A 13,194-nucleotide genomic window follows, 5' to 3' on the forward strand; every position below is an offset into this window, starting at 1 on the left:
CGCCAATCCATCCTTGCAGCCGGTGACCGGAAAGCGCCTGTCTGATGCGCGCTACACCCTCGGGTGTCCTCCATCACCATCACGCCTTTGAAGGTGCGGTATCGCGCTCGATGCCCTTTGCTTGTCCGGGGACATACGCCCGCGCGTACCCCCACTCGGCCCTACGCCACCCCTTACACCCTCTCGCTCCGCCGCCACTGACGCCGGCGCGCACCACCATGCATGGACGGAGATTGACTGTGACGACCCTGCGGGTCGACGAGCAGCTCGCTACCACCGTGGACCGGACCCACCGGCCCACCCTGACCTTCCGGCCCCAGCTCCCGACCCAGCCCGGTCTTCCCCCGCAGCCCGGCCCTCCCGCGCAGGCTGGCCCTCCCGCGCAGCCCGGCGCGACCGTGCCGACGCAGCGCGGCTCGGGAGTGCCCCCGCAGACCCGCCGCATCCTGATGCTGTCCTGGGAGTACCCGCCGGTGCTCGTCGGCGGCCTCGGCCGCCACGTCCACGCCCTGTCGGTGGCACTGGCCGCCGCCGGCCACGACGTCACAGTCGTCACCCGCCACACCGAAGGCGCACCCCTTGAGGAGTACGCCGACGGCGTCCGCATCCTGCGCGCCCCCGAGGACCCGGTGACCTTCCCCCTGGCCACCGACTCCCTGCTGGCCTGGACGATGGCGTTCAACCACACCCTCACCCGCACCGCCCTGCGCGCCACCGAGGCTGGCACCTACGACGTCATCCACGCCCACGACTGGCTCGTCGCCCACACCGCGATGACGTTGCGCGACCACCTGGACATCCCGCTGGTCACCACCATCCACGCCACCGAAGCCGGTCGGCACCAGGGTTGGCTGCCCGACGAGATGAACCGCACCATCCACGGTGTCGAGCAGTGGCTCAGCAGCGAGTCCGGCCGGGTGATCGTCTGCTCCGCGTACATGCGGGACGAGGTGAACGCGCTCTTCGGCGTACCGGCCGGACGGGTCGACGTGGTCGCCAACGGCGTGGAGCCGCACCGCTGGAAGGTGCCGGCGCGCGCGGTGGCCGCCGCACGCGCCCGGTTCGCCGGGGACGGCCCGCTGGTCACCTTCGCCGGCCGACTCGTGTACGAGAAGGGCGTACAGCACCTGATCGCCGCGCTGCCCCGGCTGCGGGACCGCCACCCCGGGCTGCGAGCCGTGATCGCCGGCGACGGCCCGTACCGCGCCGAACTGGAGGCCGAGGTGCACCGCCGCGGCCTCGGTGGCATGGTCACGATGCCGGGCTTCCTCGGCGGCACCGACCTGCCGGCCCTGATGGCCGCGTCCGACTGCTTCGCGGTGCCCAGCATCTACGAGCCGTTCGGCATGGTGGCCCTGGAGGGCGCCGCCGCAGGAGCACCCCTGGCCGTCGCCGCCACCGGGGGCCTCGCCGAAATCGTCGAGCCGGGGGTGACCGGGATGACCTTCCGCCCGCACGACCCGGACGGCCTCGCCGACGCCGTGGACGCCCTGCTGTCGGACCGCGACCGTGCCCGCGCCATGGCCCGACGCGCCCGTCGGATGGTCCACGACCAGTACGGCTGGTCCGCCATCGCCCAGCGCACCGCCGCCAGCTACGCCGCCGCCATCGCCACCGACGCCGCGTGCACCGCCCAGCGCGCCGAGCAGCGCATGTCCCAGGGCCGCGCGCTCCCGGCGCTGCCCGAGGGCAACCTGCTCGCCGCCGCCGGACTGCGGTAACCCCAGCCCCGCAGCCGGCTCCCCTCGCAGTCCACCTCCACCGCACACCGCTGACCCAGGCCCCGCCCCGCCGCTGACCCGGGTCCGCCGCCTCGCACGCTGACCCGGGCTCCGTCGCGCCGCTGGCCCGGGTCCGTCGCGCCGCGCGTTGACCGGGTCCATCGCGCCGCGCGTTGACCGACTCCATATCGCCGACATGGCGGTGTCCCCGCGCCGGGATACCGCCATGTCGGCGACATTGCGTCGCACGCTGACCCAGGCTCCCTCGCACCGCGCCGCTGACCCCGTCCGTCGCACCGCGCCGCTGACCCCGGGTCCGTCGCGCCGCACCGCTGACCCCGGGTGCGCCGCGCCGCGCCGCTGATCGACTCCATATCGCCGACATGGCGGTATCCCCGCGCCGCGATACCGCCATATCGGCGACATCGCGCCACGCGCTGGCCCAGGCCCGTCACGCCGCTGAGCCGGTCCGTCGCACCGGGCACTGACCCGGGGTCCGTCGCGCCGCGCTGATCGACTCCAGGTCGCCGATATGGCGGTGTCCCCGCGCCGGGATACCGCCATATCGGCGTCATTGCGCCACGCCTTTGCAAACAGTGGCTTGCACAAAGGGTTGTTTGCATTAGGGTGGGGCCATGTCCACCTCACTCGCGGCACCCGGCCCCGATCTCGACTCGGCCTTCGCTGCCCTCGGCGACCCCGTCCGTCGCGCTCTGGTGACGCGTCTCGCCCGGGGCGACGCCACGGTGGGCGAGCTTGCCGAACCGTTCGACCTCACTCCACAGGCGATCTCCCACCACGTCGGAGTCCTCCGCCGGTGTGGCCTGGTCGAGCAGCGACGCGAGGGCACCAGACGCCCCTGCCGACTGAGGGCCGACCAACTGTCGCTGCTCGGCGGGTGGATCGACGAGCAGCGCCGCGCATGGGACGACCGACTCGATGCCCTTGAGCGGCACCTCGGCGACGAGGGAGCGGTCCGTTGACCGCCGCGCGGAGCTGCCGGGCCACGGAGCAGTCAGCGGCCGTCCGGGCTCACGTCGAAGGCGCCCAGCGAGAAGAGGTTGACCACCGGGCAGTGCTGCCAAGCGACGGGGTGGCCCGTTGACCGCCCGCGCGGAACTCCGGGACGACGAACTGATCGCCCGGCGTCATCTCCGGGCGGCGCCCGACCGTGTCTGGACCGCGTTCACCTCACCGGGCGGCATCGCCGCGTTCTGGGGCGGCTCGCACGCCACGGTGCCCCCGGAGTCCGTGACCGTGGACCTGCGCCCCGGCGGCGAGTTCGCGCTCGACACCCGTGCGCCCAACGGTGCGTCCCGCCGGCTCCGGTTCGTCTACGTGAGCATCACCGCCCCGCACGAGCTGGTGTTCGACGAGCCGGTCACCGGCCTCCGCACGACCGTCACCGTCCAGCCCGCCGCTGACGGCACCGATCTCACCGTCCACCAGCGACGGCTTCCCCCCGAGCTGCGCAGCACCCAGGCCGCCAACGGGCTCGCCTCGATCCTCGACGCCCTCGCCACTCACCTCGAGCACGACGAGCCCACACCAGGACGGAGCACGACATGACACAGACGACCCAACGTGACCTCGTCGCGGAATACTTCGCCGGCTTTCGGACCAGCGACCACCCGCGCATCCTCGCGACCCTCACCGACGACGTCGAGTGGGTCATCCACGGTCACCGCACCACCTGCGGCAAGGCGGAGTTCGACGGCGAGATCGAGAACCCGGGGTTCACCGGCAGCCCTCAGTTGGACGTTCATCGGGTCCACGAGGACGGCCCGGTCGTCGTCACCACCGGCGAGGGTCGCGGCGTCAGCGTGGACCACGGCGCGTTCCGGTTCGCCTTCAATGACCTTTTCACGTTCCGCGACGGGCTGATCGCCCGCGTCGACTCGTACGTCGTCCCGCTGCCCTGAGAAGTCGGCGGCCGGCCTGCTCCGTCGGGCCGGCGTCGACCGGATCCCCGCGGGGTAGGGCGCGAGGCCCGCACGGACTGCCGCGCCTGCCCGGATGTGCGGATGCGTCGCAACCCGGCACGGCCCGCACCGCTTGATCGACTCCATGTCGCCGACATCGCGGTATCCCCGCCAAGGGACACCCCCACATCGGCGACATGGAGTCGATCATCGCGGAACCCGCCTCCAGACGCGGGCAGGCGCTCGGACCGGAGCAGCCGCACGCACACAGACCGGGAAAGCCACAGGCACGCGGGCCGGGAAAGCCGCACGCGCGCGGGGCCAGACAGGCCGCAGGCAACACGGGCCGGAAAGACCGCCGCACGCGGACCGGACAGGCCACAGGCTCGCGGACCGGACCGGACCGGACCGGACCGGCCACAGGCTCGCAGGCCGGGAAGACCGCCGCTCGCGGACCGGACAGGCCACAGGCTCGCGGGCCAGACAGACCGCAGGCCCCCGGACCAGACAGGCCTCAGGCTCACGGACCGGACAGGCCGCAGGCCGCCGACCCGGATGGGGTCGACGGCCTGCCGATGGTGCAAAAAGTGGTGCAACAAGTGGTGCGAGAGGCGGAGGGTCAGCGCTCGGCGAAGGGTACGTAGTTCCGCTCGGGGGCGCCCACGTAGACCTGCCGCGGACGGCCGATCTTGGTCTCCGGGTCGTTGATCATCTCGCGCCACTGGGCGATCCAGCCGGGGAGCCGGCCGAGCGCGAAGAGCACCGTGAACATCTTGGTCGGGAAGCCCATGGCCTTGTAGATCAGGCCGGTGTAGAAGTCCACGTTCGGGTAGAGCCGACGGGAGACGAAGAAGTCGTCGTCGAGCGCGATCTCCTCCAGCTCCATGGCGATGTCCAGCAGCGGGTCCGGCTTGGCCATCCGGCCCAGCACGTCCTGCGCGGCCTTCTTGACGATCGCCGCCCGCGGGTCGTAGTTCTTGTAGACCCGGTGGCCGAAGCCCATCAGCTTGACGCCGTCCTCCTTGTCCTTGACCTTGCGGACGAAGGAACGGACGTCGCCACCATCAGCGTTGATCTTCTGGAGCATCTCCAGCACCGCCTGGTTGGCGCCGCCGTGCAGCGGGCCGAACAGCGCGTTCACGCCGGCCGAGACCGAGGCGAACAGGTTGGCGTTGCTGGAGCCGACCAGCCGAACGGTCGACGTGGAGCAGTTCTGCTCGTGGTCGGCGTGCAGGACGAAGAGCATGTCCAGCACCTTGGACATCACCGGGTCGACCTCGTACGGCTCCGCCGGCACGCCGAACGTCATCCGCAGCAGGTTGTCGACGTACCCCAGCGAGTTGTCCGGGTAGAGCAGCGGCTGCCCGATGGACTTCTTGTAGGCGTACGAGGCGATGGTGGGCACCTTCGCCATCAGCCGGACCGTCGAGATCTCCACGTGCTCGGAGTCGAACGGGTCCAGGCTGTCCTGGTAGAAGGTCGACAGGGCGCTCACCGCGGACGAGAGCACTGCCATCGGGTGGGCGTCCCGGGGGAAGCCGTCGAAGAAGCGGCGCATCTCCTCGTGCAGCAGCGAGTGCCGCCGAATCCACTCGGTGAACTCGGTCAGCTGCTGCTCGGTCGGCAGCTCGCCGTAGATGAGCAGGTACGAGACCTCCAGGAAGGAGGACTTCTCGGCCAGCTGCTCGATCGGGTATCCCCGGTAACGCAGGATGCCCGCGTCGCCGTCGATGTAGGTGATCGCGGATGAGGCAGCGGCGGTGTTCACGAAACCGGGGTCGTACGTTGTCATCCCGGTTTCTTTCAAAAGCTTGCTCACCCCGACACCGGCGGGGCCCTCGACCGCAGGGTGTACCGGCATCGACAGCTGCCCACCGGGGTGATCGAGCTTGACTTCCGTCATGTGGTTCCTCGCTTCGCCGGCAGATCTACGTTGAATTGCCTTCGCTTCTACCGTAATTGCGGTCGGGGTGACACTGCCCGCCGTGGTTCGGCGGTGAGGTATGCGTCACCCGATTCCCGACCCGTCAGCCGGGAAACCCGCCATCCCGCTGTCCGGGACGCCCAGGAACGACCCGAACTGGCCGTCGACCGGTGCTAGGACAGCGCGAGGCGTCGCAGCGTACCGTCCGCCGCGACCTGGTAGACGTCGAGCTGGTTCGCCCCGGCCCGGAACAGCCGGTCGTCGGTGAGCAGCGCGGCGAATCGGCGCCCGCCGGGGTCGGCCGGCACCACCGGGACCACCGCCCCGACGCGGCCGTTGACCGCGACCGCGAGCTGCGTGCCGTCGGGGATCGCGTCCGGTACGTCACCCCAGACCAGCGCCGGTAGGGCGCCGGTGTCCGGATCGGTGGCCCGGAACGCGGCCAGGTCGGCCACCCGGGCTCTGCCTCCGGTCGGGCCGGCCCGGACCTCGGTGCCCACCAGCGGGTGCGGTGTCGGCAGCGGCGGCGGGGCGGGCACCCCACCGGGGAAGGTGATCGGTTCACCGGGGCGGTCGTAGAAGTGTTTCGTGGCGTCCGGGCGCGGTGCCTGCCGGGCGGAGCGCCCGTCGACGCGTCCGGGCAGTCGGATGCCGGCCTCGTCGGCGACGGTGGGCAGCAGGTCGACGTGCTCCCAGTTGCGGTCGTCCACGCGGCCGGTCTGCTGCCGGGGTTCCTTCAGGAACATCGGCACCCAGGCGACCTCGCCGGCGGCGGCCTTGATGGCGTCCATGCCGCGGCCCTGCGCGCCCGGGCGGAAGCTCACCCCGTGGTCGGCGGTGACCACGACGAGGGCCTGGTCGTAGAGGCCGCTGGCGCGCAGCGTCCGCAGTGTCTCGCCGATCAGCCGGTCAGTGTAGCCGAGCTGGGCGAGGTGCCGCTGCCGGGCCAGGTCGACCCAGCCCGCGCCGTCGTTGGGCAGGTCCTCCGGGGCGTCGTAACGGGCGCCGGACGGCAGGTACGCCCACGGTGAGTGCGGCATCAGCAGGTGCAGGAAGTGCAGGGTGGGCCGGGGCTCGGGTTTCAGCCCGGCGAGGAAGCTGGTGAACCGGGCCGGCTGGTTGTCGTCGAGGCTGTCCCAGCGGAACTTCGGGTCGTCCGGCACCGGCTCGGCGGCGTCCAGGCCGGCCTCGGCCCGGGTCTGCTCCCGGTAGGAGTCCTCCGGGTCGACCCGGGCGGGCGTCGGCCCGGCGATCTGGCGAAGCAGCGTGCCGGTCTCGCGGACCAGCACGCCCAACCCCTGTTCGGGGGTGACCGACTGTTCGCAGCGGCTGGGTGGGCAGAGCCGGGTGATGCTCTCCTGGGCCTGGACGTCGTAGAGGCCGCCGAAGGCGGTGAAGATGTTGTCGGGGTACTGCGTGTAGTGCGGCGCGACGGCCCGCTCCGGGTAGCGGCCGGTCAGCATGGCGGGCAGCGCGTTGGGGGTCCAGCCGCTGACCCCGGTGGCGTTGCGGTACCAGGTCGAGTCGTCGGCCAACTCGGCGAAGTGCGGGAACCGCTGCGCGTCGATCCGGCCGTCGGCGCCGAGCAGGCTGACCAGCGGCAGCTCGTCGAGGATCAGCATGACCACCGGCGGGTGCACGGCCGCGCCCTGCGCCGTGCCGGCCGCGCCGCCGTCGCCGCGCGGCAGCACCACCGCCGAGGTGGGTGAGACGAGCAGGAACAGCACCACGAAGGCCACCGGCCCGGCGGCGGCCAGTCGCAGCACCCGGCCCGGCGCCCGCCACCGTCGGTGCGCGGCCGCGCCGGCAGCGCCGGCCAGAGCGGCGACCAGCAGCAGGGGTACGCCCCGAAGCGGCGTCGTGTGCCGGCCCACCTGCACGGCGAGGGCGGCGAGCAGCAGCCCCACCAGCACGGTGTGGGTGAGCGCGCGGGCGGTGCGGCCGGCGAGTCGACTGAGCACGCCGAGCGCCGCCACGGGCACGGTGGGCACGACCGCCACCAGGGCGACCAGCAGCATGATCTGGCCGGGGTCGGCGCGGTGGAAGAGGAAGAAGTCGGGGCTGCGGCCGAGCACGTCCAGCAGCGGCTGGGTGACGACCAGCCCGACCAGCGCGACCACCTCCAGCAGTCGGCCCAGCTCGCCGCGCCAGCCCCGGTCCCACCGTCCCAGCGCCGACGTCTGCGCGTCCAGGTCCGGCGGCTGCGCGTCCGACTGCAGCGGCTGCGCGTCCGGGTCCGGCGGCTGCCCGTCCGAGGCCGGTAGCTGCCCGTCCGAGACCGGTAGCTGCCCGTCGGGGGCCGGCTCCGCCGGTGGGGTGGCGGCGGCCGGGTCAGCCACCCATCACCGTCCGGTAGAGCGTGCGGGTGCCCGAGGGCAGTTCCAGCCGTTCGGTGATGCGGCCCCGGGCGGCGAGGAGCCGTTCGAAGGTGTCGCGCCGGTAGTCCGGAAACAGGCCCTCGGGCTTGTTGGCCAGCAGTCGGCGGGCCATCGGGTCCTCCGGGTGGACGAACTCGACCACCACCGCGCCCCCGGGTGCCGTCAGCCCGGCCAGCCAGTCGACGACCTCGGGCAGCGGCACGTTGCGCCCGATCGCCAGGTGGTGCACCAGGGCCAGGGCGAGGACGACACCCGCCGACGCCCGGTCGGCGAAACCGGCGCGCTCGACGCCCCGCCAGCCGCCGCCGGGCGACGGGTCGGCCAGGTCCACCACCAGCGGCAGGATCCGGCGTTGCCCCTCGGAGCGCAGCGCCCGGTACAACTCGTCGACCACGGCCGGGTCCTGCTCCACGGCGACCACGTAGTCGGCGTGCCCGGCGGCCAACCGGGAGTACCGGCCGTCGTTGGCGCCCAGGTCGAGCACGAGGCGCGGGCGGGTGGCGGCCACCGCGGCGACCACGAACTGTTCCTTGGCGACTCGATCGGACGCGGAGTAGCCGCAGGTGCTCCGGTAGTCCGTCCAGTGGCTGCCCGACGGGCGGTGCTCCAGCCGGCGCACGAGCTTCTCGATGCCGCGTACGGTGGCCGCCTGGAGTTCCCGGGAGTAGCCGGCGGCCCGCAGTTGGGCGCGGACGTCGCTGGTGCTGGCGGCGGCGTTGCGCTGCTGCATGGCACCGTGCAGGTGCACGTGGGTCAGGACGCCGGGGCGCAGCCGACGGGCCCCGCCGAAGAGCGGGCGGAGCTGGTCGGCCTCGATGCCGTCGACCTGGGCGCGCAGCCAGGGTTGGAAGTCCACGCCGAGGTGGGCGGTGAGCAGCAGCGGATAGAGCGCGGTCTGGCAGAACTGCCGGTAGCCGGCCCACGGTTCGCCGTCGCGGACCGGCTCGAAGGAGCCGATGTCGATGAAGACCGGCTTCGCGCCACGCCACTGGAGGTTGTACGCCGAGCCGTCCTTGGTGGTGAAGCCGTCGGCGAGGGCGGTGCGCAGGATCTCCAGGTGCAGCAGCGCGGCGTCGCGCAGCATGCCGAAGGACCACTCGTACGGGTGGGAGACGAACGGGATGCGCTCGTGGCGCAGCACCGCCGCCCACGGTTTCCCGGCCGCGGCGGGCACGAGGCTCGGCGGGGCGTTCTCGGTGGCGCAGAGCTTGCCGGCGGCGACCAGGGAGGGGAAGAACGGGCTGGCCGCCAGGGTCCGCCAGTGCTCGGCGGCCTGTGCGTCCAGCCCGCGCAGCACCTCGTCTCCGACGTGGAAGACCCGGTTGGCGGGGTCGCGGAAGGAGGCCGGTTCGGGGCGTACCCCGATGGGTGAGGTCGTCATCGTCTCCCCGACCGGTTCAGCGCTGGTCGGTGGGCTGCCGGCGGAACCGGCCGACCAGCCGCCGCCAGTAGAGCTTGGCGGCGACCGCGACGCCGGCCACCCCGCCCACGACGGCCTGCACGATCAGGCTGCCGGATCCCGCGTCCAGGTAGGCCAGATGGTTCACCGACCGCTCCTTCCCCTCGCCCGTCTCGACACCGGCGTCCCGGGCGTGCAGCGGCGAGGCTTTTTCACCCAGAAAGCCGGACTTGTCTGCCACCGTACGCCGCTCATCACCGTCGTATCGGCCACATCCAGCTACTCTCAGCCTCTCCACAGGATGAGATCGGGGATCAGGTCCGCCGGTGGTGCATGCCGAGACGCAGCAGCACGAAGCGCAACACGGTGGCGGCCAGGTTCGCGGCCACCAGCACGGCCAGCTCCACCGACCGGGCGGGCACGGCCACGGCCGTGTGCAGCACCGCCAGCGCGCCGCTGGTCAGCGCCAGGCCGAGCGCGAACGCCAGCAGCCCCTGCGCGTGGTGCCGGCCGGCGTGCCGCGTGCCGGTGATGCCGAACGTCAGCCGCCGGTTCGCGGCCGTGTTCGCCACCGCGGTCACCAGCAACGCCAGCAGGTTCGCCGGCTGCGCGCCGAGCGCGCCCCGGCTGGCGACGAACAGCAGCAGGTACGCCAGCGTGCTGGCCACTCCGACGGCGGCGAACCGGACCAACTGGCGGGGCAGCCCGACCGGCACCCGCGCTGGCGGCGCGGCCAGCGGAGCCCGACCGAGCTGCGCGCGTAGCTCGGCCAGCGGCAGCGCGCCGGTCAGCAGCGCCCGCCCCAGCCGACCAATCCCCCGCAGGTCGGCCATGGCGGTGGTGACGATGTCGACGCGGCTGTCCGGGTCGTCGACCCAGTCCACCGGCACCTCGTGGATGCGCAGCCCGGCCCGCTGGGCGAGCACCAGCAACTCGGTGTCGAAGAACCACCCGGTGTCGCGCACCAGCGGGAGCAGCTCGGCGGCCACATCCGCGCGGATCGCCTTGAACCCGCACTGCGCGTCGGAGAACCGCGCGAACAGCGCCCCGCGCAGCAGCAGGTTGTAGGCCCGCGAGATGATCTCCCGCTTGGCGCCACGCACCACCCGGGAGGTCCGCGCCAGCCGCGTGCCGATGGCCAGGTCCGAGTGGCCGGAGATGAGCGGCGCGACAAGCGGCAACAGCGCCGCCAGGTCGGTGGACAGGTCCACATCCATGTACGCCAGCACCGGCGCGGACGACGCCGACCAGGCGGCGGAGAGCGCCCGGCCCCGCCCCTTGGCGTCCAGGTGCAGCACCTCGACGCCGGGCAGCTCACCGGCGAGACCGTGAGCGACCTTCAGGGTGTCGTCCACACTGGCGTTGTCGGCGATGGTGATCTGGAACGGGTACGGGAAGTGCTCGCTCAGGTGCGCGTGCAACCTCCGTACGCACGGTCCGAGGTCGGTCTCCTCGTTGTAGACCGGGATCACCACGTCCAACACCGCCGCGCTGGTGCTCGACCGCGTCCGGACGGCGGCACGGGGGCCGCCGAGCGCGCTCACGACGCCGCCTTACCGCTGCTCAGGTCGTAGACGGTGACCCCGTCCACGGTCTGCGCCGAGAAGCTCTCCGCGACCCATGCGGCGATCTCCTGTGAGGCGGAGCTGCCGCCGTTGGCCCGGAAGCCACCGCCACCCACGAAGTAGTGGATCTTTCCGTCGGCGACGTACCGCTGGAACTGCGCCAGCGTCGGCGACGGGTCACTGCCGTTGAACCCGCCGATCGCCATCACCGGGTCGCCGGTGGCCAACTGGTAGCCGGAGGCGTTGTTGGAGCCGATGGTGGCCGCCACCCAGGTGTACGACGCGCTGTCGCGCTCCAGCAGCTCGCGCAACGCGGCGCTGGGCTCGCGGGAGTCGAGCAGCCCGCCCATCCCGCCGCCGTCCCCGCGACCCTGCCCACCACCGGGCATCTGACCACCGTTGCGCCCACCGCCCGGGAAACCGGGGGCCTGACCACCGGGGGCCTGACCACCGGGGGCCTGACCACCGGGGGCCTGACCACCGGGGGCCTGACCGCCGGGCGCACCGCCACCGGGGAAGCTCGGCACCTGGCCGCCGTTCTGGTTTTGACCGCCGGGCATCTGACCGCCGTCGGGGCGCTGCATACCGCCCGGCGGTTGCCCGCCGGGGAAGCCGCCGCGACCGAAGCCGCCCGCCACGGACGGGCCGGCGCTCGGGATCGAGCCGGTGTGCGGGGTCGCGGCGGTCTGCGCCGCGTACGCCGCCGGGCCCGCCAGAGCCGCCGCCGCGCCGACGCCCAGCACCACCGGCACCAGCCAGCGGGGCAGCCGGGCGGCCAGCAGGATTCCGGCCGCGCCGGCCAGTCCGGCGACCAGCAGGGCGGTACGCAGCCACGGGTACCAGTCGGGGCTGCGGCCGAGCAGCACCCACGCCCACCAGACGGTGACCGCGAGGGTGCCGGCGAGCGTGACCGTGGCGGCCAGGGGACGCCACCGCTGCCACCTCGCCCCGGCCGCCGGTTCGTCGTCGGGCGCGGACAGCGAGCCGGACGACGGCTGCCCGGTCGGGCCCGGCCGATCGCTGCCCGGCGCGGGCAACGGGTGGCGCTGCCGCCAGAGCACTGTGACGCCGATGCCGACCAGCGCGCCGACGGCCGGGGCGAGCGCCACGGTGTAGTACGCGTGGAAGATCCCGGACATGAAGCTGAAGATCAGGCCGGTGACCAGCAGCCACCCGCCCCAGAGCAGCAGCCCGGCCCGGGTGCGGTCGGTCCGCCCCGCCCGCCCGGCGACCAGCAGCCCGGCGACCAGCAGAATCAGCGCGGCCGGCAGCAGCCAGGAGATCTGACCGCCGATCTCGCTGTCGAACATCCGCAGCAGGCCGGTCTGACCCGAGAACGGGCCACCACCGCCGCCGCCCATCCGGCCGCCGCCGACGCTGCCCACCTCGTCGCCGGTGATCCGGCCGAGGCCGTTGTAGCCGAGGGTCAGCTCCAGGATGCTGTTGTTCTGCGACCCGCCTATGTAGGGCCGGGCGCTGGCCGGGGTCAGCTCGACGATCGCCACCCACCAGCCGGCGGAGACCACCACCGCGAGGCCGGCCAGCAGCAGTTGCCGGACCCGCCGCCACAGCCCGGTCGGCGCGGCCAGCAGGTACACCCCGGCGAAGACCGGCACGACCAGGAACGCCTGGAGCATCTTGGTCAGGAATCCGAAACCGACCAGCGCGCCGGCCAGCATGATCCACCGGGTGCTGGCCGTCTCCAGCGCGCGGACGGTGGCGTACGCGCCGCCGACCAGCAGCAGGACGAGCAGCGCGTCGGGGTTGTTGAACCGGAACATCAGCGCCGCCACCGGAGTGAGCGCGAGGACGGTGCCGGCGATCAGGCCGGCGACCGGCCCGTACCAGCGCTTCACTGTCGCGTGGAGCACGCCGACGGAGGCGACCCCGCAGAGCGCCTGCGGGATGAGCATCGCCCAACTGTTCAGCCCGAAGACCCGTACCGACAGGGCCATCAGCCACAGCGACGCGGGCGTCTTGTCCACGGTGATCGAATTGGCCGCGTCCGAGGAGCCGTAGAAGAACGCCTTCCAGCTCACCGAGCCGGCCTGCACGGCCGCCGCGTAGAACGAGTTGGCCCAGCCGGAGGCGCCCAGACCCCAGACGTAGAGCAGGCCGGTGGCCAGGAGCAGGATCACCAGCGCGGGCCGCGTCCAGGCCGCGGGACGGCCCTCCCGCGGCGGCGGGGCCTCGTCGGCGCGGGTGGCCGTCGGCGGCAGGCCCGGCTCGGCGGGCGTGGTCGGCATGGTGTCGGATCTGTCCATGCCCACCAGCGTTGAGCGCTG

General features: G+C 72.9%; 10 protein-coding genes. 4 read left to right on the plus strand and 6 right to left on the minus strand.

Going from position 1 to position 13,194, the window contains the following annotated elements; translation table 11 throughout:
- Positions 1–239 precede the first annotated feature (239 nt).
- From ABZ808_RS06530 to ABZ808_RS06545, 4 genes are all read left to right on the plus strand, one after another.
- Positions 240–1,721 (plus strand): glycosyltransferase family 4 protein, encoded by a 1,482-nt coding sequence (locus ABZ808_RS06530; protein WP_357001755.1) that lies wholly within the window; start codon positions 240–242, stop codon positions 1,719–1,721.
- A 635-nt stretch (positions 1,722–2,356) separates the two neighbouring features.
- Positions 2,357–2,704 (plus strand): metalloregulator ArsR/SmtB family transcription factor, encoded by a 348-nt coding sequence (locus ABZ808_RS06535; RefSeq protein ID WP_357001758.1) that lies wholly within the window; start codon positions 2,357–2,359, stop codon positions 2,702–2,704.
- Positions 2,705–2,822: 118 nt separating this feature from the next.
- Positions 2,823–3,290 carry an SRPBCC domain-containing protein gene (locus ABZ808_RS06540; protein ID WP_357001761.1) on the plus strand — a complete coding sequence of 156 codons (468 nt, stop codon included), beginning with the start codon at positions 2,823–2,825 and terminating at the stop codon, positions 3,288–3,290.
- Positions 3,287–3,643 (plus strand): nuclear transport factor 2 family protein, encoded by a 357-nt coding sequence (locus ABZ808_RS06545; RefSeq protein ID WP_357001763.1) that lies wholly within the window; start codon positions 3,287–3,289, stop codon positions 3,641–3,643. Before ABZ808_RS06540 ends, ABZ808_RS06545 begins: the two co-directional genes overlap by 4 nt.
- A 619-nt stretch (positions 3,644–4,262) precedes the next feature.
- On the opposite strand, the gene ABZ808_RS06550 is transcribed toward ABZ808_RS06545, so the two are convergent.
- The 6 genes from ABZ808_RS06550 to ABZ808_RS06575 all read right to left on the minus strand — a co-directional run bounded on the left by ABZ808_RS06550 (position 4,263) and on the right by ABZ808_RS06575 (position 13,173).
- Positions 4,263–5,546 carry a citrate synthase gene (locus ABZ808_RS06550; RefSeq protein ID WP_357001766.1) on the minus strand — a complete coding sequence of 428 codons (1,284 nt, stop codon included), beginning with the start codon at positions 5,544–5,546 and terminating at the stop codon, positions 4,263–4,265.
- A 194-nt stretch (positions 5,547–5,740) separates the two neighbouring features.
- Positions 5,741–7,759: a sulfatase-like hydrolase/transferase gene (locus tag ABZ808_RS06555; protein ID WP_357002800.1), complete on the minus strand. Its 2,019-nt coding sequence runs from the start codon at positions 7,757–7,759 to the stop codon at positions 5,741–5,743.
- A 139-nt stretch (positions 7,760–7,898) separates the two neighbouring features.
- Entirely contained in the window at positions 7,899–9,326 is a 1,428-nt protein-coding gene (locus ABZ808_RS06560; RefSeq protein WP_357001769.1) for a methyltransferase, read from the minus strand.
- Positions 9,327–9,342: 16 nt separating this feature from the next.
- A complete protein-coding gene (locus tag ABZ808_RS06565) occupies positions 9,343–9,492 on the minus strand; it encodes a hypothetical protein (protein ID WP_306271253.1) in 150 nt (49 codons plus the stop codon).
- Positions 9,493–9,658: 166 nt separating this feature from the next.
- Positions 9,659–10,888 carry a glycosyltransferase gene (locus ABZ808_RS06570; protein WP_357001771.1) on the minus strand — a complete coding sequence of 410 codons (1,230 nt, stop codon included), beginning with the start codon at positions 10,886–10,888 and terminating at the stop codon, positions 9,659–9,661.
- Positions 10,885–13,173, minus strand: a complete 2,289-nt coding sequence (locus tag ABZ808_RS06575) for a glycosyltransferase family 39 protein (RefSeq protein WP_357001774.1) — start codon at positions 13,171–13,173, stop codon at positions 10,885–10,887. The genes ABZ808_RS06570 and ABZ808_RS06575 overlap by 4 nt, the downstream gene beginning before the upstream one ends.
- Positions 13,174–13,194 lie beyond the last annotated feature (21 nt).

Source organism: Micromonospora sp. NPDC047527 (genome assembly GCF_040643015.1).
In the GTDB taxonomy this organism is placed as follows: Bacteria; Actinomycetota; Actinomycetes; order Mycobacteriales; family Micromonosporaceae; genus Micromonospora.